At 69.8% G+C, this 18,880-nt stretch carries 22 protein-coding genes; 11 read left to right on the top strand and 11 right to left on the bottom strand.

The window, feature by feature from the left end; all coding sequences use genetic code 11:
* Nucleotides 1-156: 156 nt before the first annotated feature.
* Together CSR00_RS09350 and CSR00_RS09345 are read left to right on the top strand one after the other, a co-directional pair.
* Nucleotides 157-918, top strand: coding sequence for a VOC family protein (locus CSR00_RS09350; protein WP_099022178.1), 762 nt, complete (start codon nucleotides 157-159; stop codon nucleotides 916-918).
* A 47-nt stretch (nucleotides 919-965) separates the two neighbouring features.
* Nucleotides 966-1,688, top strand: coding sequence for a 3-keto-5-aminohexanoate cleavage protein (locus tag CSR00_RS09345; RefSeq protein WP_099022118.1), 723 nt, complete (start codon nucleotides 966-968; stop codon nucleotides 1,686-1,688).
* Here the strand turns inward: CSR00_RS09345 and CSR00_RS09340 are convergent.
* The gene (locus CSR00_RS09340) at nucleotides 1,685-2,125 is read right to left on the bottom strand and encodes a cupin domain-containing protein (RefSeq protein WP_099022177.1); all 441 of its coding nucleotides are present in this window, start codon (nucleotides 2,123-2,125) and stop codon (nucleotides 1,685-1,687) included. The genes CSR00_RS09345 and CSR00_RS09340 overlap by 4 nt on opposite strands.
* A gap of 164 nt (nucleotides 2,126-2,289) precedes the next feature.
* Between CSR00_RS09340 and CSR00_RS09335 the strand changes: the two genes are divergently transcribed.
* From CSR00_RS09335 to CSR00_RS09325, 3 genes are read left to right on the top strand one after another with little or no spacing between them, the layout of a single operon-like run.
* The gene (locus CSR00_RS09335; protein WP_099022117.1) at nucleotides 2,290-3,894 is read left to right on the top strand and encodes an ABC-F family ATP-binding cassette domain-containing protein; all 1,605 of its coding nucleotides are present in this window, start codon (nucleotides 2,290-2,292) and stop codon (nucleotides 3,892-3,894) included.
* A 6-nt stretch (nucleotides 3,895-3,900) separates the two neighbouring features.
* A complete protein-coding gene (locus tag CSR00_RS09330) occupies nucleotides 3,901-4,341 on the top strand; it encodes a hypothetical protein (RefSeq protein ID WP_245905917.1) in 441 nt (146 codons plus the stop codon).
* Nucleotides 4,338-4,937, top strand: a complete 600-nt coding sequence (locus CSR00_RS09325; protein WP_099022115.1) for a GNAT family N-acetyltransferase — start codon at nucleotides 4,338-4,340, stop codon at nucleotides 4,935-4,937. The genes CSR00_RS09330 and CSR00_RS09325 overlap by 4 nt, the downstream gene beginning before the upstream one ends.
* Nucleotides 4,938-4,947: 10 nt before the next feature.
* Here the strand turns inward: CSR00_RS09325 and CSR00_RS09320 are convergent, their stop codons facing one another.
* Both CSR00_RS09320 and CSR00_RS09315 read right to left on the bottom strand, forming a co-directional pair.
* Nucleotides 4,948-5,397, bottom strand: coding sequence for an Hsp20/alpha crystallin family protein (locus CSR00_RS09320; protein WP_099022114.1), 450 nt, complete (start codon nucleotides 5,395-5,397; stop codon nucleotides 4,948-4,950).
* Nucleotides 5,398-5,525: 128 nt separating this feature from the next.
* Complete coding sequence (locus CSR00_RS09315; RefSeq protein ID WP_099022113.1) at nucleotides 5,526-7,061, bottom strand: carotenoid oxygenase family protein; 1,536 nt, start codon at nucleotides 7,059-7,061, stop codon at nucleotides 5,526-5,528.
* A gap of 297 nt (nucleotides 7,062-7,358) precedes the next feature.
* On the opposite strand from CSR00_RS09315, the gene CSR00_RS09310 reads away from it, so the two are divergent.
* Nucleotides 7,359-8,042 (top strand): GAF and ANTAR domain-containing protein, encoded by a 684-nt coding sequence (locus CSR00_RS09310; protein WP_099022176.1) that lies wholly within the window; start codon nucleotides 7,359-7,361, stop codon nucleotides 8,040-8,042.
* Between the two features lie 32 nt (nucleotides 8,043-8,074).
* Here CSR00_RS09310 and CSR00_RS09305 read toward each other — a convergent pair whose 3' ends face one another.
* The 6 genes from CSR00_RS09305 to CSR00_RS09280 all read right to left on the bottom strand — a co-directional run bounded on the left by CSR00_RS09305 (nucleotide 8,075) and on the right by CSR00_RS09280 (nucleotide 12,030).
* The gene (locus CSR00_RS09305) at nucleotides 8,075-8,326 is read right to left on the bottom strand and encodes a heme-binding protein (protein ID WP_099022112.1); all 252 of its coding nucleotides are present in this window, start codon (nucleotides 8,324-8,326) and stop codon (nucleotides 8,075-8,077) included.
* 253 nt (nucleotides 8,327-8,579) lie between these two features.
* Complete coding sequence (locus CSR00_RS09300; protein ID WP_099022111.1) at nucleotides 8,580-8,939, bottom strand: heme-binding protein; 360 nt, start codon at nucleotides 8,937-8,939, stop codon at nucleotides 8,580-8,582.
* 99 nt (nucleotides 8,940-9,038) lie between these two features.
* The gene (locus tag CSR00_RS09295) at nucleotides 9,039-9,347 is read right to left on the bottom strand and encodes a hypothetical protein (RefSeq protein ID WP_099022110.1); all 309 of its coding nucleotides are present in this window, start codon (nucleotides 9,345-9,347) and stop codon (nucleotides 9,039-9,041) included.
* A 211-nt stretch (nucleotides 9,348-9,558) separates the two neighbouring features.
* Nucleotides 9,559-9,918, bottom strand: a complete 360-nt coding sequence (locus CSR00_RS09290; protein ID WP_099022109.1) for a heme-binding protein — start codon at nucleotides 9,916-9,918, stop codon at nucleotides 9,559-9,561.
* A gap of 60 nt (nucleotides 9,919-9,978) precedes the next feature.
* Nucleotides 9,979-10,260 (bottom strand): hypothetical protein, encoded by a 282-nt coding sequence (locus CSR00_RS09285; protein WP_099022108.1) that lies wholly within the window; start codon nucleotides 10,258-10,260, stop codon nucleotides 9,979-9,981.
* Nucleotides 10,261-10,443: 183 nt separating this feature from the next.
* Nucleotides 10,444-12,030, bottom strand: a complete 1,587-nt coding sequence (locus CSR00_RS09280) for an allophanate hydrolase (RefSeq protein WP_099022107.1) — start codon at nucleotides 12,028-12,030, stop codon at nucleotides 10,444-10,446.
* A gap of 127 nt (nucleotides 12,031-12,157) precedes the next feature.
* Here CSR00_RS09280 and CSR00_RS09275 point away from each other — a divergent pair, with 127 nt between their 5' ends.
* The gene (locus CSR00_RS09275; RefSeq protein ID WP_099022106.1) at nucleotides 12,158-13,369 is read left to right on the top strand and encodes a hypothetical protein; all 1,212 of its coding nucleotides are present in this window, start codon (nucleotides 12,158-12,160) and stop codon (nucleotides 13,367-13,369) included.
* A 78-nt stretch (nucleotides 13,370-13,447) separates the two neighbouring features.
* Here the strand turns inward: CSR00_RS09275 and CSR00_RS09270 are convergent, their stop codons facing one another.
* A complete protein-coding gene (locus tag CSR00_RS09270; protein ID WP_099022105.1) occupies nucleotides 13,448-13,597 on the bottom strand; it encodes a hypothetical protein in 150 nt (49 codons plus the stop codon).
* 632 nt (nucleotides 13,598-14,229) lie between these two features.
* A complete protein-coding gene (locus CSR00_RS31225) occupies nucleotides 14,230-14,721 on the bottom strand; it encodes a hypothetical protein (RefSeq protein WP_245905916.1) in 492 nt (163 codons plus the stop codon).
* Between CSR00_RS31225 and CSR00_RS09265 the strand changes: the two genes are divergently transcribed.
* The 4 genes from CSR00_RS09265 (at nucleotide 14,699) to CSR00_RS09250 (ending at nucleotide 18,799) form a co-directional block, all read left to right on the top strand.
* On the top strand, nucleotides 14,699-16,453 hold the full coding sequence (locus CSR00_RS09265; RefSeq protein WP_245905915.1) for a hypothetical protein: 1,755 nt from the start codon (nucleotides 14,699-14,701) through the stop codon (nucleotides 16,451-16,453). The genes CSR00_RS31225 and CSR00_RS09265 overlap by 23 nt on opposite strands.
* 152 nt (nucleotides 16,454-16,605) lie before the next feature.
* Nucleotides 16,606-17,001 carry a RidA family protein gene (locus CSR00_RS09260; protein ID WP_099022104.1) on the top strand — a complete coding sequence of 132 codons (396 nt, stop codon included), beginning with the start codon at nucleotides 16,606-16,608 and terminating at the stop codon, nucleotides 16,999-17,001.
* A 33-nt stretch (nucleotides 17,002-17,034) separates the two neighbouring features.
* The gene (locus CSR00_RS09255; RefSeq protein WP_099022103.1) at nucleotides 17,035-17,976 is read left to right on the top strand and encodes an antibiotic biosynthesis monooxygenase; all 942 of its coding nucleotides are present in this window, start codon (nucleotides 17,035-17,037) and stop codon (nucleotides 17,974-17,976) included.
* 103 nt (nucleotides 17,977-18,079) lie between these two features.
* Entirely contained in the window at nucleotides 18,080-18,799 is a 720-nt protein-coding gene (locus CSR00_RS09250) for an SDR family NAD(P)-dependent oxidoreductase (RefSeq protein WP_218014453.1), read from the top strand.
* Nucleotides 18,800-18,880: the final 81 nt, after the last annotated feature.

Genomic DNA, 18,880 nt, shown 5'->3' with positions numbered 1-18,880 from the left:
CTACTGAGGGTGCCCCGGCGCCGCCACCGAGCGGCGATCGGGGCACGGCGACGAGTCGGCGATGAGTCGGCGATGAGTTTCGGTGAACCGGGGAGTCGAACCCGGAGACGCTCTACCGCCGTCACCACCGTCACCACCGTCGAAGAGGAGACCACCATGGCAGTCCGACCCACCACACCACTGGGAGCACCCGTCTGGGTCGACCTGGCCACGACCGACATCGATCGGGCCGCACGGTTCTACACCGCCGTGTTCGGCTGGACGGTGAGCACGCCCGGACCCCGCGACTGCGGGTACCTCAACGCCACTCGGGAAGGACTGCAGGTGGCCGGGCTGATGCCCAACGATCCGCAGTGGAACAGCCCGGACCGTTGGAGCACCTACCTGCACACCGCCGACGTCGACGCCACCCTTTCGGCCGTGGAAGCCGCGGGCGGCACCTGCTGCGGTGGCGCGATGGACGTCGAGGGGAAGGGCCGGATGGCGATGCTGGCCGACCCGACCGGGGCGATGGTGGGACTCTGGCAGCCACGGGGCCACCGGGGGTTCGAACTCACCGGGGCGCCCGGCGCCCCGGTGTGGCATCAGCTGACCACCCGCGACTATCCGGCGGCGTTGTCGTTCTACCGGCAGGTCTTCGGCTGGGACACCGCCGTGGAGTCCGATACCGACGACTTCCGTTACAGCAACGCGGTATTCGACGGTGAACCGCTGCTGGGTGTGATGGACGGCAGCGTGCTGCCCGCCGAGTCGTCGCAGTGGACGTGCTTCTGGGGCGTCGAGGACGTGGACGGGACACTCGAGGTGATCACCGACAACGGCGGGTCGGTGCTCCGCGCCCCCGAGGACACCCCCTACGGCCGGCTGGCCGCGGCCGCCGACCCCACCGGCGCCGGGTTCAACCTCTGTTCCGTGTAAGCACATGGGGGCGGTGCCCGGCCGGCGTCTGCGCGAAGATGGACCCCATGAGTGGAGCCAAGATCTTCGTCAAGGCCTGTATCAACGGTGCGCGCACGCCGGCCGAGCACCCGAACCTGCCCGTCAGCCCCGACCAGCTGGCCGCCGAGGCCGTGGCCGCGCACCGCGCCGGTGCCAGCGCGGTGCACATGCACCCCAAGACCGCCGACGGTGTCGACTCCCTGCTGCCCGAGACGGTCGCCGCCGCGGTCACCGCGGTGCGGCGCACCCTGCCGGGCCTGCCCCTGGGGGTCACCACCGGATACTGGGCGCTGCCCGATGCCGCCGAACGGTTGGCGGCCGTGCGGTCCTGGACGGTGCTCCCCGACTTCGCGTCGCTGAACTGGCACGAGCCGGGCTCCCCCGAGCTGGCCGAGGTGCTGTTGGGCAAGGGGCTGGGGGTCGAGGTCGGCATCTTCCATGCCGAGGCCGCCGAATCCTGGGCGGCCTCCGACATCGCCCAGCACTGCATGCGGGTGATGATCGAGCTGCAGGCCGACGCCGACACCGCTCTGGCCGACGACCTGCTGGAGCGGGTGCGCTCGGCGGGCTCGCCGGCGCCCATCCTGCTGCACGGTCTCGACGAGAGCTGCTGGCCGCTGCTCGAGCACGCCGGCCGGTGCAATGTGCAGACCCGCATCGGGATGGAGGACACCCTCAGGCTGCCCGACGGTTCCACGGCCCCGGGCAACGCCGAACTGGTGGCCGCCGCGGTCAAGCTGCTGAGCTAGGGCGCCTGCATCGTGAAGTCGGCGAAGTCGAATCCGGGCACCACGACACAGCTGACCAGGCAGGGCTCGTCGTCGCGGGGACGGGCCCGCTGCCAGTGCCCGGGCGGCACCACGATCTGCGGCTGCTCGCCGGCGCCGACATCGCTGCCGAGCAGATGCTCTGCGGCGCTGTCGGTTCCCGGTCCCATCTCCAGCAGCAGCGGCCCGCCGCGGTGGTAGAGCCACACCTCGGCGCTGCGCACCGCGTGCCAGGCGGACTGCTGACCCGGCATCAACAGGAACAGGATCGCGGTGCCGGCGCTGCGGGGGCCGGCGTAGTCGACGGGCAGCGCACCCGGGGCGATGGTGAGCTCGCTGCGCCAGGTCTCCTTGTACCAGCCGCCCTCCGGGTGCGGTTCGAGGTCGAGTTCGCGGGCCCAGTCCGGCAGCTCGGTCATCGCCTCAGCGTAGGTGAAAATTCCGTTGCATCCCGCGAGCTCCGTCATTAGCGTGGCGGCCATGACAGGCAATCACGGTTCCGTGCCGCACTTCGCGCGCTGACCGGCCCGTCGCATTCTCGGCTCCGGTCCGGCGCGTATCCCGTCGAACCCCGGAGACCCCCATGCCTGTGTCCTCTTCCTGCCCTTCTTCTTCCGGCACACCGGCCGTCGTCCTGCACGATCTCGGTTTCCACTGGCCCGACGGATCGGTGGTGCACGACCGGCTCAACGGCAGCTTCGGGACCGGGCGCACCGGACTGGTGGGTGCCAACGGGTCGGGCAAGTCGACCCTGCTGCGCCTGATCGCCGGCGAGCTGACACCGACGGCCGGCACGCTCACCACCACGGGCCCGGTGGCTTACCTCCCGCAGAACCTCACCCTGGCCGGTGAGACGACCGTGGCCGAACTGCTCGGCGTCGCCCCGGTGATCCGTGCGCTGCGCGCCATCGAGTCCGGCGACACCGCCGCGGTGCATTTCGACACCGTCGGTGAGGACTGGGACGTGGAGGCGCGGGCCGGCGCCGCGCTGGCCGACATCGGTCTGGACATCGGCCTGCAGCGGCCGGTCCGGACGCTCTCCGGTGGGGAGGCGATGCTGATCGCGGTGGCCGGGCTGTGGCTGAGCCGGCCGCCCATCTCGGTGCTCGACGAGCCGACCAACAACCTCGACCGGGACGCCCTGGCGGCGCTGACCCGGATGGTGGACCGGTGGCCCGGGACGCTGGTGGTGGTCAGCCACCACGTCCCGCTGCTCGACCGGCTCGACGGCACCGCCGAGTTGCACGGCGGCGAGCTGCGGGTCTTCGGCGGCAGCTACACCGCCTGGCGCGCCCACCTGGCCGGCGAACAGGAGGCCGCGGCCCGGGCCGTGCGCACCGCCGAGCAGGACCTCAGAGTGCAGCGTCGGCAACGGGCCGAGGCCGAGGTCAAGATCGCCCGGAGCAACCGCGCCGGGCGCAGGGCCGTCGCCGAGAACCGGATACCCAGAATCGCTGCCGGACTGCGGGCCTCGGCCGCGCAGGTCTCGGCCGGCCGGCTGCGTACCGGCCTCGACGACAGGGTCCGCACGGCCCGAGCCGCGCTCGAGGCCGCCGAAGGCCGGGTCCGCGACGACGAGCACATCCGCATCGACGTGCCCGATCCCCGCGTCGGTGCCGGACGCCGGCTGGTCGAAATTCGCGGCACCGACCGCACGATCGTGGTGGCGGGACCCGAGCGGGTGGCGCTGGTCGGGCCCAACGGTGTCGGCAAGACGGCGCTGCTCGACGGATTGCTGGCGGGAGACCCCGCGGCGGGGCGCCTGCTGACCGGGCGTGTGGGCTATCTGCGGCAGCGGCTGGACGGTCTCGACGACACCGCCAGCGTGCTCGACACCGTGCGTGCCGCGGCGCCGTCGTCCCCACCGGAACGGGTACGCGGGCAGCTGGCGCGGTTCCTGCTGCGTGGACAGGACGTGCACCGCGCCGTCGGGACACTCTCCGGCGGGGAACGCTTCCGGGTCGCGCTGGCCCGGCTGCTGCTGGCCGAACCGCCGCCCGAGCTGTTGATGCTCGACGAACCCACCAACAGCCTGGACATCACCAGCGCCGGGCAGCTCGTCGACGCGTTGGCGGCCTACCGCGGGGCGGTGCTGGTGGTCAGCCACGACGAGGAGTTCCTCGGCCGGCTCGGCCCGCACCGGACACTGACGATGACACGGCGCGGAGAAATCGGTGAAGCACGCTAGGTTTAGGTGATGGCCCGCCTGCGTCCCGGTTGGTTGGTCGCGTTCTGCGCGGCCGTGCTGGTGGTCAGCGCATGGCTGCCGTGGCTGACCACCACGGTCAACGGTGGCGGCCGGGCCTCGGCCATCGGGGGCACCGTGGGCAGCCTGGTGCTGCCGGCACGGTTCGACCTGGGTCAGTTGATCGTCCTGTTGTCCTCGACGCTGCTCGTCGCGGGGGCGATGAGCGCCCGCGGCCTGTCGGTGCGCTGGGCTTCGGTTGCCGCGCTGCTGATCTCGCTGCTCATCGCGGTGCTCACCGGGTGGTACTACTACCTCAACGTCTCGGCGTCGGTGTCGGCGGGCTACGGCTGGTACATCGGAGCGGCCGGCGCCCTGGGCGCCGTCGGGTTCTCCGTCTGGGCGCTCGCCGACACCGCCCGCAGCGCGCGGGTGCGGGCCCGGCGGTGAGCCGGTTCGTCGAGCCGGTCGAGCTCACCGGATCACGCTGGGTGCGTCTGCAGCCCCTGCACGCCGAGCACATCGACGAGATCGCCGGGGCCACCGCCGACGGCGACCCCGGTGCGCTGTGGTTCACCTCGGCGCCCTCGCCGCACACCGCCGCGTCCTGGGTGCACCGCCTGCTGGACATCCAATCCCGCGACCAGGGCGTCACCTACGTGGTGCGCCGCCTCGACGGCGGTGCGCTGGTGGGTTCGTCGAGTTTCTTTCACGTCGACGCGCCCAACCGACGGCTCGAGATCGGGCACACCTGGTACGTCGGATCGGCGCGCCGTACCGGGGTCAACTCCGAGACGAAGTTGTTGATGCTCGGCCACGCCTTCGATGTGCTGGGCTGTGTCGCAGTGGAGTTCCGCACGCACTTCCTCAACACGGCCAGCCGCGCGGCGATCGAACGGGTGGGCGCCAAGCTCGACGGCGTGCTGCGCAGCCACCAACTGCTGGCCGACGGCTCGCGCCGCGACACCGCCGTCTACTCGGTCCTCGACATCGAGTGGCCAGCCGTGCGGGCCAACCTTCAGTTCCGGCTGGCCCGGCACGGCTGAGCGGTGCGGGTCAGTCCGCCTCGACGGTGGTCGGTTCGATGGAGCGTTCGTTTCCGGTGTGCGACACCGTGATGCGGCGGGGTTTGGCGCGTTCGGACATCGGGATGGTCACCGTCAGCACGCCGTTCTCGTAGGTGGCGTTGATGCCGGTGGTGTCGATGCCCTCGCCGAGGGACAGTTGGCGGCGGTAGGTGCCGAAGAACCTCTCGCTGGCCAGCCACTGCACGGATTCCTCGGAACGGGCCGAGCGGTGCGCGGTCAGCGTGAGTGTGCCGTTGTCGACGTTGACGTCGATCGAACCCGGATCCACCCCGGGCAGATCGGCGGTCAGCACGTAGTGGTCGTCGACCTTGTAGAGGTCCATCGGCATGAACCGGGGACTGCGATTCGATCCGGCCTGGTTGGTGAGCAGGCCGCGGGTCAGAGCGTCGATATCACTGAAGGGATCAAAGCGAAGCACAGCAATCCACCTCCTAGATCGCTTCCAGAGCCCGCCACCCTGGCGGGCAGCCAATCACTGTGCAACCCCGAATTTAGCACTCTCGGCAAGAGAGTGCCAGAAAATTCCGGGGCGATTTCCGGCCGGGTTCAGAGCCCGATCGCCGCGGCCGGAGAATCCGCGGATCGCCAGCGCCGCAGGGAGCTTCCCGGTGCCCACGTCGAGTGGGTTCCGCTGGAGATGCGTTCCGGCAGCGCCAGTGTGCACACCGGCCCGTCGCCGACCCGGGCGGCGTCGAAGACCAGGCAGTAGGACGCGTCGGCGTTCATGTCGGTGGTCAACGTGACCAGATAGCCGTCGTCCTCGGCGGTCGAGCCCGGCCGCGGCGCCATCGCCGTCTCGCTGCCGTACACCCCGGGGCCGAACGCGTACCGGTCCTCGGCGCCGGTCTTGACGTCGTGCCTGACCAGGCCGTCGAACAGGAACCAGCCCGGCTTGCCGGTGGCGGCGTAGACATAGCGGTAGTCGGCCCCGGCATGGTCCGCGTTGATCATCCCGAACTCGGTGATGCTGTCGGTCAGGCTTTCCTCCCGCACGGCGCCGGTCACCAGGTTGAACCGCCAGCGGTGCAGGCGGGTCTGCAGCCGGTCCAGCGCCAGGAAACGGAAGGCGCGCTGCCACCTGTCGGAGCCGTCCGCGCTCTCGGCGGGCGTCGGGTCGCCCTCGAAGAACCCGTCGAGCACGATCTCGTCGCCGTCCTCGTAGGCGTTGGCGAAATGCAGCACGAACGTCGGCGCGGCCTCGAACCAGCGGATGTCGCCGGGCCCACCGCGGCGGGGTGCCACCGCGAACCGCGACGGCATGTCGGGGTGGAAACCGGGCAGGTGAACGCCGGCCTTGAGCAGTTCGGGATCCCAGAACAACGGAAAGTCGTTGAGGATGACGTAATTCGGCGTGAACGCCATGTCGTGGGGCAGCCGTGGCCCCGGCAGGGGGACCTCGGTGTGGTGTACCAGGGTGTCGTCGGCGTCGACCACCCCGAACGACATGTAGGGCGCCTGCTTGCTGTAGTTGAAGAACAGCAGCTCGCCGGTGCGCTCGTCGACCTTCGGGTGCGCCGAGACGCCCCAGTCCGACGGGAACCCGCCGTTGAAGTCCTCCTTGCCCAGCGTCTCGGCGGTCAGCGGGTCCAGCCGGTACAGATCACCGCACTGGTAGAAGCTGGTCAGCGCGACACCGCGGTGGACGATCACGTCGGTGCTCGAGGCGTCCTTCATCAGGGTGCGCGCACCCCAGCCGTGCTCGCGCCGGGCCAGCGTGACGGGCTCGGCCAGACCCGGCCACAGCGGACCGCCGGCGGCGTTCTCGGCGAGGAACCCGTCGGTGCGTACGAACCGGTTGCGGTAGAACGCCTTCCCGTCGCGGAACCCGACGACGTGCACCATTCCGTCGCCGTCGAACGGGTGGTAGAACTTCAGCGCCGGGTGCAGCGGGTTCTCGGTGTTGCGCAGGTAGACCCCGTCCAGGTCGGCGGGAATCTCCCCGGCCACCGGCGCCAGGTGGTCGGCATCCCATTCGGTGGTCTGGGGTCGCCACGGCCCGGTCCGGTAGGGATGGTCGTCATCGTCGGGCAGGGTGGACAGGAACCTGCCGACGACGTTGACGTCGGTCTGAAAGCCGGTCACCGCCGCCCCCGTTCCCCCGGCCGGGCGAGGCCACGGTTCTCCCGGGTGAGGATGACGGCGAAGTCGCTCTGGTATGCGCCGAGGATCCAGACACCGGTCATATCGCGACGGTACCCCGCCGCGGCGTGTCGACCGGGGTGTTCGACGGGCGGTCCCGCCGGCTCCTGGGACTGAACCGACGAGACCTGGTGAACTCGGTGGCCGACCACCGTATTCACGTGCACCGTGCATAACCGTCGGCGCGGCCCCACAAACGCCGCCACCTTCGGCGCGTCGGTGTGCCATCTTTGTCACGTGATCTCTGAGCCCTCAGCCGACCTGGCCGCACGGATGGCCGAACTGGCCCGTGAACTCGCCGCGCCGTTGAGCCTGTCCGATGTCCTGACCGGGGTGACCAAGAGTGTCATCGAACTGCTTCCCGGCGCCGACGCGGCCGGCTTCCTGTTGTTCACCAAGGCCGGCAAGTACGAGACCCAGGCGCCCACGTCGGACCTGATGTTCAAGCTGGACGCGCTGCAGGTGAAGCACGGGGAAGGGCCGTGCCTGGAGGCCGCCGTGGACGAGCTGATCGTGCGGACCGACGATTTTCAGCGTGAACAACGCTGGCCGCACTACTCCGCGGAGGCCCTCAAGCTCGGTCTGCGCAGCGCACTGTCGTTCAAGCTCTACACCACCCAGCGCAACGCCGGGGCGCTGAACATCTTCGGCTTCGAGCCCCAGGCGTTCAGCGCTGAGGACGAGGCGGTGGGCTCGGTGCTGGCCGCGCACGCCGCGGCGGCCATCGTCGCCAGCCGCGAAGGCGAGCAGCTGCAGTCGGCCCTGAGCAACCGCGACCTGATCGGCCAGGCCAAGGGGATCATCATGGAGCGCTACAACGTCGACGCGGTGCGCGCCTTCGAGATGCTGCGCGAACTGTCGCAGTCGGCCAACGTCAAGCTCGTCGAGATCGCTAAGCGGGTGATCGAGACCCGCGGCAGCTGAGCCGCCGCGGGTCCGCAATCAGCAGCTTCCCGTCACCCGCCTTCGCCGGGCGGCAGCGGGGCCGGTACGGACATGCCGCACCGGGTGCGGAAGTCCTTCAGCGGCTGCCGGATGGCGTTCATCTCGTCGTTGACCTGGGGATTGTCGGCCATGTAGCCATCGATGGATTTCTTGCGGTCGTCGGCCGAATCGTGGGCCAAGCCGGTGATGAAGTCGTTCACGTCAGGGTGGGTGAACAGATAGGCCGACATCGAGGTCGATACATTGCCGAGCACACCGCTCATGTCAGCATGTGGGGGCTGCCCCGGTCAGGTGCGCGCGCGTGGGCGGCGGTGTCCACTCTGCGCAACGGACACCGCGGCGAGCTGCGTAGCGACACCGCGGCGAGCCGCGCAACGGACACCGCGGCGAGCCGTCACCAGCGCACAGTCAGGTACGAGAAAAGGGGCCCACACCGTACCTGAGTGCGCGCTCACGCATCCGGGGCTGAGGTTCGGCGCCCCTCGAGGTGGAGGGGTCGGCGTCAGGGACTCGGGACTACAGCCCGGCCTCGTCGGGTTGGGACATTCCGCAGCGGGTGCGGAAGTCTTTCATCGGTTGGCGGATGGCCGCGATCTCGCCTTTGACCTGGGGGTTGGCGTCCAGGTAGGTGTCGATGGCGGCCTTGCGGACCTCGGAGGGTTCGTGGGCCAGGCCGGTCATGAAGTTGTTCACCTCGGGGTGGGTGAACATGTAGGCCGACATGGCCGTGGAGACGCCGGCCAGTACCCCGCTCATGTCGGCGAGGGTGCAGTTCGGCGGTGGTGGTGGGTCGTCGGCCGAGGCGGTGGCCGCGCTGCCCAGCAGGGCCGCGCCGGCGAGGGCCGCAATGGCTGCCGATCGGATGATTCCAGACATTCCCACTCCTCTACGTTGCCCTCTTGGGTCCTCTAGGCCCGACAACCGGTGTCGCCGGTCGCGCTCAGTCTTGGCGTCTTGTCCCCAGCTCGTCGCCGGTTAGTCGCCATAGTCGGGAACCCACGGACTCGCCTTGCCGAATCCGGGTCGATTGGTGCTGGGCGCACTGGGATCCACCATGGAGCCGATCTCGTCGTCCTCGCAGTAGAAGCCGAGATCGCAGTACATGCTGCTGGTGGGCGCCGGCGCCGCGACGGCGGTCAACGACGTGGGGGCGGTCAACGTGGGGGCGCCGGGCTGCGGGGCGGCAGCGGCCACGGGCGCGGCCAGCACGGCGGCAGCGCCCACACCGGCAGCGGCCACACCGGCCGCGAGGGTTGGGATTACGCGCTGATAGAAGTTCGACATCACACTCTCCTGTCCCTGTCGGGAACAACATTCATTCCCAACCGTCGGAGGGAGGTATCCATTCCGAACCGTCGGAGGGGAGTGCGGGGCCACGTCGTTCGGCTGGCCCCATCCTAGCTGCTGGTGTGCTCGGGGGCTTTCGCGCTTGTGGCGAGCGGTGGATCGGGCAGCCGGATTCGCGGTGTCGCACCGTGGCGTTGGAGAGTCGTCGTCAGAGTCGGGGCTCGTCGGGTTGGGACATTCCGCAGCGGGTGCGGAAGTCTTTCATCGGTTGGCGGATGGCTGCGATCTCGGCGTTGACCTGGGGGTTGGCGTCCAGGTAGGTGTCGATGGCGGCCTTGCGGACCTCGGAGGGTTCGTGGGCCAGGCCGGTCATGAAGTTGTTCACCTCGGGGTGGGTGAACATGTAGGCCGACATGGCCGTGGAGACGCCGGCCAGTACCCCGCTCATGTCGGCGAGGGTGCAGTTCGGCGGTGGTGGTGGGTCGTCGGCCGAGGCGGTGGCCGCGCTGCCCAGCAGGGCCGCGCCGGCGAGGGCCGCAATGGCTGCCGATCGGATGATTCCAGACATTCCCACTCCTCTACGTTGCCTCGACGCACACGGTCGATCACTTGTCCGGCTGTGAGCCGCTCACGAACCGGGCACCTGCGGAACTGCCGCGGGGCCGGTGGCGGAGTCGTGGCCGACCCCCCGCCGACTACTACTACCACTACCGCTGGGCCCCACCACCGAGCCGATCTCGTCGTCGTCGCAATACACGCCCAGATCGCAGAACGTGCTGTTGGTGGGCAGCGGTGCCACTGACCCGGGCAGCGACATGGGAGACGTGGGAGCCAGCGGTTGTGCGCCGGCCACTGGCGCGGCAACGACCGCGACCGCGGCGGCGGTGCCCGCCGCCAGGATCGGAATCACCCGTTGATATGCGTGATATGCGCATCGATAAGACTGTGGCATCGTCGCCTCCTGCCCCGTCGCGGACATCGTTCGTGTCCCGGACCACCGGTCGCGGGCGACGGGGCACGACGCTGTGCTGACGCCATCGTAAATTTATTTGGCGGGTGTTCGGGCCGAAAGACGCAGATCCACCCAGATTTCTCACATGTCGGGGGCGGTGGGCACGCTGCCCAGCCCGGGAACGCGGGCCAGCGCGGCGGCCCATCCGCCGTAGCCGCTGATGTCGATTCCGGCGGCCGCGCTGGCGGCGTCGCACCCGAAGGCGGTGCGCCAGCTGCCGTCGGCGAACTCGACCTTGCCCAGCTGCATCGGCGCCGGCAGGTCCGCCAGGAATGCGCCCAGCGCGGCCGGCGAGAGCAGCCAGCGGTGCCCGGTCAGCGCGGCCCCCGGTGCGTCGTCGGGGACCCGGGTGACCGCGGGTTTGGCCGGCGTCGTGGACAACGCCGTCATCCGGTAGCGCGCGGCGGTGGTGATCTCGCCGGCGAAGCGGGCGCCCCGGTCGGTCAGCTGGTGCACCAGCGGCCCGCCGCGCAGATGCGCGCCGAACACGACGAGCTCGACGGCGTCGGCGGCCGCGGCCGGCCAGACCGCGTCGGAGATCGGGGCGGGGCCCAGCAGCGCGGCGATGTCGAGGGCGACGGCGTCATCGAATGCTCTGGCGAGCACCGTCACCCCGAACCGGGCGTCACCGGCCGTGCCGGCGGGCATGCCCACCGCGCACATGTCGAGCAGGTTGGCGAACCGCGTGTGCATCGGCACGGTGGGCATCAGCAGCGCGTCGGTGCCGTCGAGTGCGGCCAGCGCGGCTCGGCGCCACTGCCGCAGGCGGCGCCGATCCCCGGCGAGCCGGCGCGCCGGGACGGCGCCGGCGCGGGCGACCACCTCGCGCACGCTCGGATCCAGGGTGGCGTCGGGGTGGCCGGCGACGAGATCGACTATCGCGGCGAAGTGTTCGGCGACCAGAGCACCGCTGCGGAGAAGCTCTCCCGCACGCAGGAACGGCTCCGGGGCGACGCGGTGCAGTGTCACGCCGTGCCGTGTCAACTCCGCTGCGGCCGCGTCGAACGCGGCCGACCAGGCCGGGTCCAGGCCGGACAGCCGGTCGGGGATCGCGACGACGGGATGCGGCGACGCCGCCAGCCTGGTGTCGGCGGGCCAGGGGCGGTCGGGCGCCCCGGCCGCTAACGCCGCCATCGCGCGGTTCGCCAGGTGCAGGTCGCGGCCGAAAACGGTGACGCAGTCCAAGGATTCACTCGCGGGCACCACGCCGTCGGTGCTGATCACCCCGATCGTGGGTTTGATCCCGACGATGCCGCGCAGCGCGGCGGTCACGCGGCCCGAACCGGCGGTGTCGGTGCCGATCGCGATATCGGCGGTGCCGGTGGCAACCGCGACCGCCGATCCCGAACTGGAACCGCCGCTGACGTATTCGGGGCGCCGGCTGTCCGGGACGGGACCGTCGGGGGAGCGGGTACCCACCGGCCCGGTGGCGAACTGGTCGAGGTTGGTCTTGCCGACCACCACCGCACCGGCGGCCCGCAACGCGGCGACTGCGGCGGCGTCCCGGTCGGGCCGGCGGGAAAACTCCGGGCAGCCCGCCGACGTCGGCAGCCCGGCGACGTCGACGTTGTCCTCGACCGCCACGCGCAGACCGGCCAGCGGCCCCACGGCGGCGGCGATCTCGGCGCTCACCTGAGCTTCGGGGCGTCTGCTGATCCACACCGTCATGGTCGGCGGTCCTCCTGGCTCATGGTCAACGTGCCCGTCGACGCATGAGCCGCCGGATACCACCTCGTATATCACGACGGACGCGGCGATGAGCCGCGGTGTCGGGCGGCGCCCGTAGTGTGCAGCCATGACCGATCGGCACCACCGCCGCCGCGCCAAACAGTCCCGCCGTGACGCCCGGCGGAGAAGGACGCGGGCCCTCGAGGAGGTTCCCGAGGCGCCCGAGGAAGTCGGTCTGATCGACGGGGTGGCGCAGATGCTCGACGAGGGGCATCCGCTGGACCTGCTGTCCCTGGTCAGCATGATGATCGTGGCGACCGACCCGCGGTACGAGGCGTTGCGCGCCGTTCGCGGCGCCGCGGACGACGAGGAGCTGGCGGGTCTGGACGAGCTGGTCGCCGGATTCATCGGCCTCGAGGTTCGCGAGACCACCGCGTTGCTGGCGGTGCTGGCCGCGTTGCTCACCGACGACGACGGGGGTGAGGACGGGCCGCGGAGCCGGTGCCGCCGCGCCGCGGAGGCGCGTGAGGATCCGCTTCCGGCGTGGCTGGCCGGGCTGGCGCAGACCACCGTGTACCGCGCGGTGCGGATGTCCCACATCCTCGGCGACGGTGACGACGTGATTCTCGGTGTCCGCCTGGCCGACGGACGGGAGTTCACCTGCGTGGCCTACATCGACCACCTGATGGTCTCCGACGTCAAGGACGCCTTCTTCGTGCCGGACGGTATCGATGCGGTGCTGGCCGTGGCCGAGCAGAACAACGACGACCCCGACACCCGGTTCACCGATCTCGATCCGGCCGATGCGCGGGCCGTCATCGGCCACGGCCTGGACCAGTCGTTGCGGCTGCCGCCGGCGGGGGATTCCGAGACGTGGCCCAGCGGCTACGCGCTGGTGCGGTGGCTCATCGGGTTGCTGCCCGATGGCGGTGTGCTGCAGGTCGGCCCGTCGTCATCGGGGGACACCACGGCACTGCTCGAGGAGTTCTTCAGCTCACCGGCCGGCGAGGCGTTCAACGACTTCGATCACCGCGAGTTGCTGGAACTGTGCATCGCCGAGGGCACCGGGGACCCGCTGCGGTGGAGCGCCCCGCGTCTGGAGCAGCTGCTGGACGCGTCGGTGGTCGGCGCCGACCATCTGCTGCCCCTCGAGTGCGAGCTGGATCTGCCGGAGCTGCTGGGCGCCTACGTGCCGTTCGCGCATGCACACAGCGGGATCCGGGCGTCGCTGACCGATGAGGCGCTGGTCGCCATCGACGATCTGGGTGACCACTACCGGGTGACGGTGGTGCAGGACGCGGTGGCCCGGGGCGATCTCGACGAGGACGACCTGACCTGACGCCGGAAGCGACAGAGCCGGCCACCCCGTGGGGTGCCGGCTCTGTCGGCAGGTCGTTCGACGACGTCATGATTGACGTCAGTGATCTGCACCCTCGCGCTCGTACCGCTGGGCGACGGCGATCAGCTCGTCACGCACGGTCGAATCGGGTAGTGCATTGATCCGCGCATAGAGGCGCCGCCGGTTGCCGGCGCGCTTCAGATCGGCGCGAAACTGCGCGAAGGACATTCCTCTCAACTCCTCAAGATGCGCCCCGGATTGCGGGGCGTTGTTTGCTGACGGTGTCCACTGCCGAGGATCACCCGACGAGTGCAACGCCTCGATGCTCCACGTTAATTCTGGGTAAATCAACTTTTTTAGTGTGAGTTTCGATACAGCACCGGGGTGGTGCGGGTGGGTCGCGGATTCCCTCACACCGCCGACCGCGCCCCGTGTGCGAGGGCGGACGGCTTTGCCACGGCGCCACGCCGGCGGGCATCGCCTCCGGCAGGGCCCGCCGTTGCCGTGGAGGTCACACCGAGTGGGTGGGCCGGCGGCGAAAGCCGGGGTGCGCCTCGGCCGCCGTCGCCCGATCCGCCTGGCCCCGTCGGTATCCGGTGTCGATATCCGGCCGGGGCGGCCGGTCCCGGGTCGGGGCTTTCGTGTGCAGGCCCACTCCGCGGCCGCCGGGGTGCCACGACCGGCGTCGATACACGAACGCATTCCTGTCGCATGGATAAGGCAGATGGTCTCAGTTGTTGCTTTATCGACATCGCGCCTGCTACACCTGGTAGGCATAGTGATCTAGCCCACATTTCAGGAGGCGGGATGCGACGTCCGGTGGAGTCGGTGGAACAGGAGGCGTCGCGCCCGGCAACCGGTTACGCACGGTTCATCGGCCGGGTCGGCGCCCTGGCGGTTTTCCTCGGCGTCGGCTCGATGCTGGCCATTCCGGCCGCGAACGCCGACACCGACGGCACCTCCTCCTCCTCGTCTTCGTCGTCGTCGAGCAGTTCCTCGACAAGCAGATCCGGCCCGGCAACGAGATCGTCGTCGGCGGATGCCGGCACCTCCGCTGGCATCTCCCGGTCAGCGCCGTCGAGGTCTCCGGCCGGCAGGAAAACGGCGGCCGAGCGGCGCGCCGAGCGGGCAGACCACGACAACGCCCGCGGCGGCGGCACCGGAGACGACGGGGCCGAGAGCGACGACACCAGCGGCACTGCCGGCGCCGGCAGCGATGGCGACGGCGCCGAGAAGTCCGGCTCACCGGAGGACGACGGCAGACGTGCCGTCTCCGACACCGTGGATTCGGGTGTCTCCGACACCGTGGATTCGGGTGTCGCCGACACCGTGGATTCGGGTGTCTCCGACACCGCTGAGGCGGCTCCCTCCGACGACGATGCGGACCCCGCGGGCGCTTCGGCCGACGACCCCGCCGTCGTCGTGGACTCCCCGGTGCAGACCGTGGCCGTCACGGCCACCGAGGCGGACGCGACGCCGTCCGATCCCGCACCGTCAGATCCGGCACCGTCCGATCCGGCGCCATCAGATCCCGCGCCGGCGGACGCCGACCCGCAGCCGGCTCCGGACACCGTGCCGATGGAACCGGCGATGGTGGCTCCGCGGCGCCAGGCCGCCGCCGACCCCACCGCCCGGGCCGCCGCGGACCAGGTATCGGCACAGCCCGGTGTCGGTGTCGACGAGGCCGTGCTGAGCAACGAGGTCAGTCCGCTGGGCACCCCGCAGCAGATCGCCCGCGAACGGATCGCCATGCAGACCGCCCACTCGCTTCCGGTGGCCTTCATGAAGTTCTTCCTCCGCCTCAGCTTCCTCGCCGCCGCCAGGCAGCAGTTCGCCCTCGTGGGCGGGCCCGACGCGGCCAACCGGGAGGCGCTGGCCAACGCGGTCGACGAATACGCGATGGCCGCAGCGTTCCAGCAGCAGATCCTCAACCCGATGGACCCGGCGGTGGTCACCCAGGTCGCGCCCCCGCACAGCTGGTACGGCATCGACGTCGACGGTTCACGCCTGCTCTACGACAACCCGGACACCATCTACCGCTTCGTCCCGGTCAACAAGACCTCGGAGTACGTGCTCACCGGCCGGATCTACGACGGAATCCCCGCCGACACCACCTTCAGCGTGCTGGAGGGAACCGCCGGCACGACGTCGACCATCCTGAGTCTGCAGGATCTCGACATCAACCCCGACGGCTCGTTCGTCATCACCGTCAGCGGTGACCCCGCGGCGCCCGGCCAGACCAACCATCTGCAACTGACCTCCCACTCCACCCTGATCGCCGCCCGAAACACCCTGGGGGACTGGAACACCGAAGATCCCATGGAGCTCGCGGTGCACCGCGTCGAGGGGCCGCGCAACAGCCTGTTCGCCCAGCTCGGTGGGTTCGTGCTGCTCGGTGGGCTGGTCAACGACAGCCCGTTTCTGACCTCGGTGGCCTCGGTGATCCCGCCGCTGCGCATCGCCGAGTCGCGTCCGGTGCGGGGCGCGCTGACCGCGCTGCTCATGGCGGTCCGGGGTGCCGAGGAGGCCAAGTACATGGCGCTGGCCACCACCGACCCCGACACCGGTGAACCGCGGCCGCCCAACGTGATGACGCCGCCGGCCAGCAACGCCGAATTCCTCGCCAATCAGCTGCAGAGCAACGGCTATTTCCAGCTCGCCGACGACGAAGCGCTGGTGCTGACCATCGACCCGGGCAATGCCGGGTTCGTGACGGTCCCGGTGTACAACGACTGGACGATCACCGATGACTACTGGAATGAGCAGACCAGCCTGAACAACGACCAGGCGATCGCCAACCCGGACGGCACCTACACCATGGTGGTGTCGATCGCCGATCCCGCTGTCGCCAACTGGATTTCGACCGGTGGGCTGAATCAGGGCATCATCTCGATGCGGTTCCAGAACCTGGATCCGCAGTCGATGGACCTGCCCACCGTGGCGTCGGTGGTGGTCAAGCTCGAAGATCTTCCCGCCGAGTTGCCGGCGGGCACGGTGTACCTGACTCCCGCGGAGCGCGCGGAGCAGCTCGCCGTTCGTAAGGCCGGCTACGACCGGCGGTGGGCGCCGTACCCGCAGGCGTGATCCCGGCGGGCCACCCTCGACACAGTCGGCGGGCAGTGGGCGCAACCACCGAGGCACAAGAATCCGGCCATTCGGTCCGTGTCCGGTTGTTACCCTGACGCGTACCCACCAGAGTTGCACCCCTTTGACATAGCGCAGCGGAGGCGAAGGCTATGGGTACTCCAACATTCATGATGTTCGACGCGGCGCCCGAGGCGTGTGCGCCCTATAGCCACGCTGTCGAAAGCGACGGATGGCTGTGGATCACCGGGCAGATGCCCAACTATCCCGACGATCACACGAAGCCGCTCCCGGACGGGATCGAGGCCCAGACCCGCAACGTCATGCACAATCTGGGAATCGTGCTGGGCGAGCTGGGGATCGGTCTGGGCAACGTCGTGCAGACGCGCGCCTTCCTCACCGAGTTCAAACGCGACTACGCCGCCTTCAACGCCGTCTACGAGACCTACTTCGAACCCGGAAAGTTGCCCGCTCGAACCTGTATCGGTGTCACCGCGCTCGCGCTGGACGCCTTGGTCGAGGTCGACTTCGTTGCCCGCAGGCCGTAGCCGGGCTGCCCGGCACCGGCCGAAGGCCAGGAGATGAGCGCGTCCGGCGGCGATGCCGTCGCGACGGCGGTGATCGCCCGCACGGTACGTGCCGAGCACGTCGAGGCCTACCGGGCTTGGCAATCCGAGATCGACGCTGCGACGAGACAAAGCCCCGGGTTCATCGGAACCGAAACGATTCCCCCGGTGCCGGGTGTCCATGACGACTGGGTGATCATCTTCCGGTTCGACTGCCGGGAAAACCTGGCGTTGTGGATGCGGTCCGAGCGGCGCCGCGAGCTGATCGAACGGGGCGACCGGCTGCTGGAAACACCCGCAGACGAACACACCATGGTCGGTGGGCGGCCGCCTCCGCACTCGGTCACCGTTGTCGCCAGCGCGACCCCGTTGCCGGGGCGGGAATCGAAGTTCCAGGCCGCAGAGAAGGCGCTGGAGACGGCGGCGCGGTCCTTCGACGGTTTCACCGGCTACGAGCTGCTCGAACCGGCTCACGAGGGCGGCGCGTGGACCAGTCTGTATCGCTTCGCCGAGCCGCGCTACGCCGACGCATGGCTGACGTCGGACACACGCGCCGGGCTGCTGGATGATCTCGGCGAGCACACCGAACGGAACACCGTGCGCACGGTGCCGAGCGCCTTCGGCAGCTGGTTCAGTTTCAACGAGGTCGACGGGGCGAACACCCCGAACTGGAAACAGTCGATGACGGTGCTGTTGATGCTCTACCCCACGATCATGTGCATCAACTACCTCATCTCCTATCTGCAGGGCCTCGGCACGCCGTTGTTCCTGCGGACCTTCACCTCCAACGTGCTGAGCACGGTCACCCTCGGGTTCGTGTTGATGCCCCTGGCCACCCGGGCCCTGAGCTTCTGGCTCAATCCCGGCGCGCCGAGACGGACCACGGTGCGGGGCACGGCCCTGGTCGTGGCCCTCTACGGATTGCTCCTCGGATTCTGGGCGCTGGTCACCCGCTGAACCCCCGAGGCGCCACGTGCTCGCTGAGAGTGAATCCCCGGGGCGGGGCGAGGGGCAACGCGGGAGGATGACGGTTGTGGCAGCAGATACCAGATTCGCGTTCGTGACCGGGGGATCCCGCGGCATCGGGGCGGCCATCGTCGAGCGGCTGGCCGCCGAGGGCTTCGAGGTGACCTTCACCTACGTCAACGACGAGCGCTCCGCCGAGCACACCGAACGGCGCGCGCAGGCCGGCGGCGGTGTCGCCCACGCCGTGCGGGCCGACCTGACCGATCTCGCCTCGATCGAGGCACTGCTGGCGACCATCCCCGGACCGCGGCTTCCGCACCTGGATGTGGTGGTCAACAACGCCGCCATCGCGACGCCGGTGACGCCCATCGCCGAGACGACGCTCGACACCTGGCGCGACAACCTGACCATCGCGGCGACCGCACCGTTTCTCATCATCAAACATGCGATCGCGCACCTGCGGCCCGGTGCCGCCATGATCAACATCTCCACCATCAACACCAGCACACAGCCGGCCGCCGGTGTGGCGGCCTACGTCGCCGGGAAAGGCGCTCTCGAACAGCTCACCCGCATCGCGGCGATAGAACTCGGTCCCCACGATGTGACGGTCAACGCGGTGCGGCCCGGGCCGACAGACACCGACATGCAGCGTGCCGCCAACCCCGATCCCCGGACACGGGAGCGCATCGCCGACGCCACCCCGATGCGGCGGTTCGGCCGACCCGACGACGTCGCCGATGTCGTCGCGTTTCTCGCCGGCCCGCAGGCCCGTTGGATCACCGGCCAGACTCTCACCGCGTCCGGCGGACTCTGAGCCGTCGCCTCCAGAAATATAGGGCGCTGTATATTTCTTATCCGTGCGAGAACCAGTGTTCTTCGTCAGGCCCGCCCGTCC

It is taken from the genome of Mycolicibacterium palauense, assembly GCF_002592005.1.
Taxonomy (GTDB): Bacteria; Actinomycetota; Actinomycetes; order Mycobacteriales; family Mycobacteriaceae; genus Mycobacterium; species Mycobacterium palauense.
Note: the sequence above shows the minus strand (reverse complement) of the source record. Positions and strands in the feature narration are given on the sequence as shown.

Bases quoted from the DNA above. Each gene is read 5' to 3' on its own strand.
- CSR00_RS09280 (WP_099022107.1), bottom strand. From the start codon at position 12,030: ATGACGGTGTGGATCAGCAGACGCCCCGAAGCTCAGGTGAGCGCCGAG.
- CSR00_RS09290 (WP_099022109.1), bottom strand. From the start codon at position 9,918: ATGTCTGGAATCATCCGATCGGCAGCCATTGCGGCCCTCGCCGGCGCG.
- CSR00_RS09270 (WP_099022105.1), bottom strand. From the start codon at position 13,597: ATGTCCTTCGCGCAGTTTCGCGCCGATCTGAAGCGCGCCGGCAACCGG.
- CSR00_RS09305 (WP_099022112.1), bottom strand. From the start codon at position 8,326: ATGAGCGGTGTGCTCGGCAATGTATCGACCTCGATGTCGGCCTATCTG.
- CSR00_RS09335 (WP_099022117.1), top strand. From the start codon at position 2,290: ATGCCTGTGTCCTCTTCCTGCCCTTCTTCTTCCGGCACACCGGCCGTC.
- CSR00_RS09300 (WP_099022111.1), bottom strand. From the start codon at position 8,939: ATGTCTGGAATCATCCGATCGGCAGCCATTGCGGCCCTCGCCGGCGCG.
- CSR00_RS09255 (WP_099022103.1), top strand. From the start codon at position 17,035: ATGAGCGCGTCCGGCGGCGATGCCGTCGCGACGGCGGTGATCGCCCGC.
- CSR00_RS09295 (WP_099022110.1), bottom strand. From the start codon at position 9,347: ATGTCGAACTTCTATCAGCGCGTAATCCCAACCCTCGCGGCCGGTGTG.
- CSR00_RS09260 (WP_099022104.1), top strand. From the start codon at position 16,606: ATGGGTACTCCAACATTCATGATGTTCGACGCGGCGCCCGAGGCGTGT.
- CSR00_RS09275 (WP_099022106.1), top strand. From the start codon at position 12,158: ATGACCGATCGGCACCACCGCCGCCGCGCCAAACAGTCCCGCCGTGAC.
- CSR00_RS09350 (WP_099022178.1), top strand. From the start codon at position 157: ATGGCAGTCCGACCCACCACACCACTGGGAGCACCCGTCTGGGTCGAC.
- CSR00_RS09345 (WP_099022118.1), top strand. From the start codon at position 966: ATGAGTGGAGCCAAGATCTTCGTCAAGGCCTGTATCAACGGTGCGCGC.
- CSR00_RS09340 (WP_099022177.1), bottom strand. From the start codon at position 2,125: ATGACCGAGCTGCCGGACTGGGCCCGCGAACTCGACCTCGAACCGCAC.